Source organism: Microcystis sp. LE19-8.1F (genome assembly GCF_027531715.1).
GTDB classification, from domain to species: Bacteria; Cyanobacteriota; Cyanobacteriia; order Cyanobacteriales; family Microcystaceae; genus Microcystis; species Microcystis wesenbergii_A.
Window position 1 is genome coordinate 1 of the sequence record NZ_JAPZSO010000136.1, and the last position, 3,787, is coordinate 3,787.

The 3,787-nt window shown below is 40.0% G+C and carries 2 protein-coding genes; both read right to left on the reverse strand.

The features are described from left to right. Window positions 1-101: 101 nt before the first annotated feature. Window positions 102-2,519 carry a type I restriction-modification system subunit M gene (locus tag O9334_RS13445; RefSeq protein WP_288000510.1) on the reverse strand — a complete coding sequence of 806 codons (2,418 nt, stop codon included), beginning with the start codon at window positions 2,517-2,519 and terminating at the stop codon, window positions 102-104. An 84-nt stretch (window positions 2,520-2,603) separates the two neighbouring features. Then, window positions 2,604-3,608, reverse strand: a complete 1,005-nt coding sequence (locus tag O9334_RS13450) for a glycoside hydrolase family 10-like protein (RefSeq protein ID WP_190380224.1) — start codon at window positions 3,606-3,608, stop codon at window positions 2,604-2,606. Between the last annotated feature and the right edge of the window lie 179 nt (window positions 3,609-3,787).

A 3,787-nucleotide genomic window follows, 5' to 3' on the forward strand; every position in this document is an offset into this window, starting at 1 on the left:
TGAGTCGATGGATATTTTTTCGGAACTTGCCCTTTCTTTGATACGCCTCAAACCCCAGAAAAACCCTTATTTCTCCAAAGGGTTAACGGCTATGAGCCTTATCAAGCAAGCTCTTTAACCTTTCTGTCACCCCTTGAGGTAATTCTTACATAACGAGGTTCTTGAAGTGAAAATCTTGGCTTAGATGCTTCATTCGCACCATACTGAGGTTTCTGTTTTAAAAGACTCGACAAATTTTGGGTTGTATATTTAAATTTGGTAATTTTTCTTTGATATAAACTCATTATAGGATCAAGCCGTCCTTCTAGTTCCTTTAAATTAACCAGAAAAATTTTATCTTTATCCACATCAAGACCTAAAAAAAAACCATCCTTACCTGACTCTATCGACTCAATAAACCGGGCAAGCTCCCGACCAATAAAATCTAACTCATTATTATTAGTCGGTTTACCCGTTGCATCATAACCAATATCTTCGGCAATTGCCATAAAAATCGGATAATCTTCGATTACCTTTTGCTTTTCTTCCCCATACTGATCACTCAAAGACTCCTTTAAAGCCTCAATTTGGTCATTATATTCCGCCGTGACCGACTTTTTCCACTCCTTATAAGCCTCCGAATCCGTCAACGCTTTACCGGACAAATTTTGAGCATTATCAAAACCTCGTAACTCCTTTAAATGCCGCTTCTTATTATTTTCAATCTTATCCAATAACTTTAAATAATCATTGCCTTGCTTAATTTGATCCTGTAAAGTCAGTTTAGCCTGTTGAATGTTTTCCGTTACTGCTTGCGAATACTTTTTCAAAAATAAAACCGAACTTTTAACCCCCGCTCCCGTTGCAGAAAAAGCCGTCTGAGGCATCGAAACCACCGCCACAATGCGATATTTTTCCTCGATTCCATCCCTGACATACTGCAAACTTGAATTAGTCAAAATACCATCAGGAACCACCATCGCTAAATAGCCACCTTCCTTTAAAAAACGATGACATTGCTCAAGAAATAAAACTTCTGTACTTTGGCTGTCCCGCTCCGTTGTCTTACTTTTAGGATTTAACCAATCTACCGCCTTCATCGCAAAGCTATATTGGGATATATAAGCCTGTTCCGTTTGTTTAATAACCGAACCAAAAGGCGGATTAGTAATAACAAAATCAAAGCGATTATATGTAAAGCCTTTATTTTCTGTCCGTTTAATTAAATCTTCACTATCGCGTAAACCATCCGCCGCAATTACATTGGTATGACCATCATCATGGATAATCATATTCATTTTGGCAACCCGGGCAATCTGTTCATTAATTTCAATGCCAAACAAATTACTCTGAGCAAAATTATGCCAATGCTGATAATGTTTGTTATATTCTTTCGGATCCGTTTTATAATTGGGATAGTATTCATTGGCCTCCCTACGAACCTTCTCTAACGCATGAAGCAGAAAACCACCGCTTCCACAAGATGTGTCTAAAACTAAAGAATTGTGCTTGATGGGTAGCACATCCACAATAAACTTAACAATTGGTCGAGGTGTAAAATACTGCCCGAAATCTCCGCGAAAAAATGACCCCATAAACGTCTCAAAAGCTCGACCCTTACTATCTAAGTCTGTTTCGCCTAAATTAATACTTTCCAAATAACCCACCACCGTCCGCAACTTCTCTGGACTTAAGCGAATATCATCTTTAAAAACTTCTGCATCTGCTCGACGGCCTTCTTCATATAAAGCCTTAATGCGCTCACTTAATTGCTTATTTTCCCGTTGTTTTCTTTCCTCCTCTTTTTCATTAGCTTTAGGAGCAACACTAAAGATCTGAAAATCGTAGGGTTCCCCTACCTTGCGAGCTTTCTTTTCATCCCAAATTTTACAAAAAATTAGCTTATCTAACTCGTCAAAAGCCTCTGAGGGATTCAACTCTCCCCCTCCCCATAACGATTGATGAGCCTGCTTAAAACGACGGGTTAACTCATCCTCTGTAACTACTGTTAACTCAAATAACTTTTGTCCATTAGAAATACCACCACCTTTAGCATATTTAAAACGCGCTAATGTTTCCACTCCCGATTGTGGAATATCAGTGATAGTAATTCTTTCCTTTGGCTTTTCTGTTGGTACTTGATAATATTCATCTTTAATACCGGAAGTTATCCAAACATATTTCGCTCCTTCCGCCACCGCATAACTAAAACCCTGCTCTACTGCCTGAGTAAATTCTAATTCTGAAACCTCTTGTTTTTTACATTCAACAACGATATGAGGCGATTTATGCCCATCATCATTATAAACAATAATATCCGCTTCTTTGGTCGATGATCCCATTGCTACGGGAACAAATAACCGAATCCGCTTTTGAGCATAACCATAGGTCAAAACTAATTTTAAAAAAGTCTCAGCTTGTACCTGTTCTTCAGGATTGCTATAATTTCGCTTTTTATTTTGATTAATATAGGTAATATATTTCTGCTCATCATCTAACTTAATTAAGCCTTTTTTTATTCCTTCTTGAATTAAACTCATAAGCGTCTGATGACCGATTCATTGACTGAGATAAAAAAATTATAATATTAACTGGGTATTTCAGACAACCTACTGTTTAGCCCGTTAAAACCGAGGAATATGATTAAAAAGATGACGCATGACCACAAATTCCCAACAAAATAACGAATAGCCATAACCCTGACGCTCCACCGTCCTCACCTGAGCTTGTAAACCCTTTAAGGAAAAATCAGGATTCCAACCCGCATATAAACCCACCCCCACCGGCACATACCGGGAAGCTGTCGCCAGTCCCGATCCCGAAAGACTCGCCGCCACCTGATTGGGAGTTTTCCGATAGATCTGTAAGACCACCTCATCCACAATCCCTTGACGCACCCAAGCCAACCAATTTTGATTATATTTATTCACCGCAAAAGAGTGAGGATTAGGCGAAAGACTCACCACCAACTTGGGATTAATCGCCTTGACATGATCGTGCAACTTGCGGGTTAAATTCGTTAAAGCCTGACTTTTATTACCAAAAACACGCGGAACCGCCCAATGATCATCTAACTGAATCCCCGCCAAATCTTTTTCTTTTAAAATATCTTCCATATTCCCCAAAAGATAGGCTTGTACCTGCGGATTCGCCGGATCTAACCAGACATTGGTTTCCACCACCGTCTTCCCTGCGGGCGTTTTTAATAGCCAATCCGGATGCTTTTTGGCAATGGGATCCTTAGGCGATAACATCAAACCATACTCAAACCAAGCAAATGGCTTCAAACCCTGCCGTAAAGACTCCTTAACCGCTGCCCTCCAGGGATTGCTCAACGGCGGCACAAACAACCAATTCGTCGGACGTTGGGAAGTCGGATAAAGCGTTCCCCTAAACCCATAAACACTAAAATACACCCGGTCATAACCCGATCGCGAAAGATGATTTAACACCTCATCTAAGGACGTAGTGTGATGTAACAATATCGTGCCAATATTGGTTAACCAAACCCCCTTCATCTGCTCATTTTCCACTGCCTTTCGGGGAGCCGCTCGGTGAGTAACCAACAACAAAAAAGCCACTCCAGCAACAATCCCAAGCCTCTTTAGGTACTTGCTAAACTTAACCATGATTGCCGATTAATCCCACCCAGATATTTGATAATAGCATTATAGCGTTTTTCAGTCTGCTGAGGTACAAAAGTTATGGGTTTTAGGCAAAAGGCAAGAGGCAAAAGTCAAAAGGGAAGAAAAATATGTGTACCTCACTAGCTTATAGCGGTGTGCAGTCGTATTAGGTACAGTGTCAC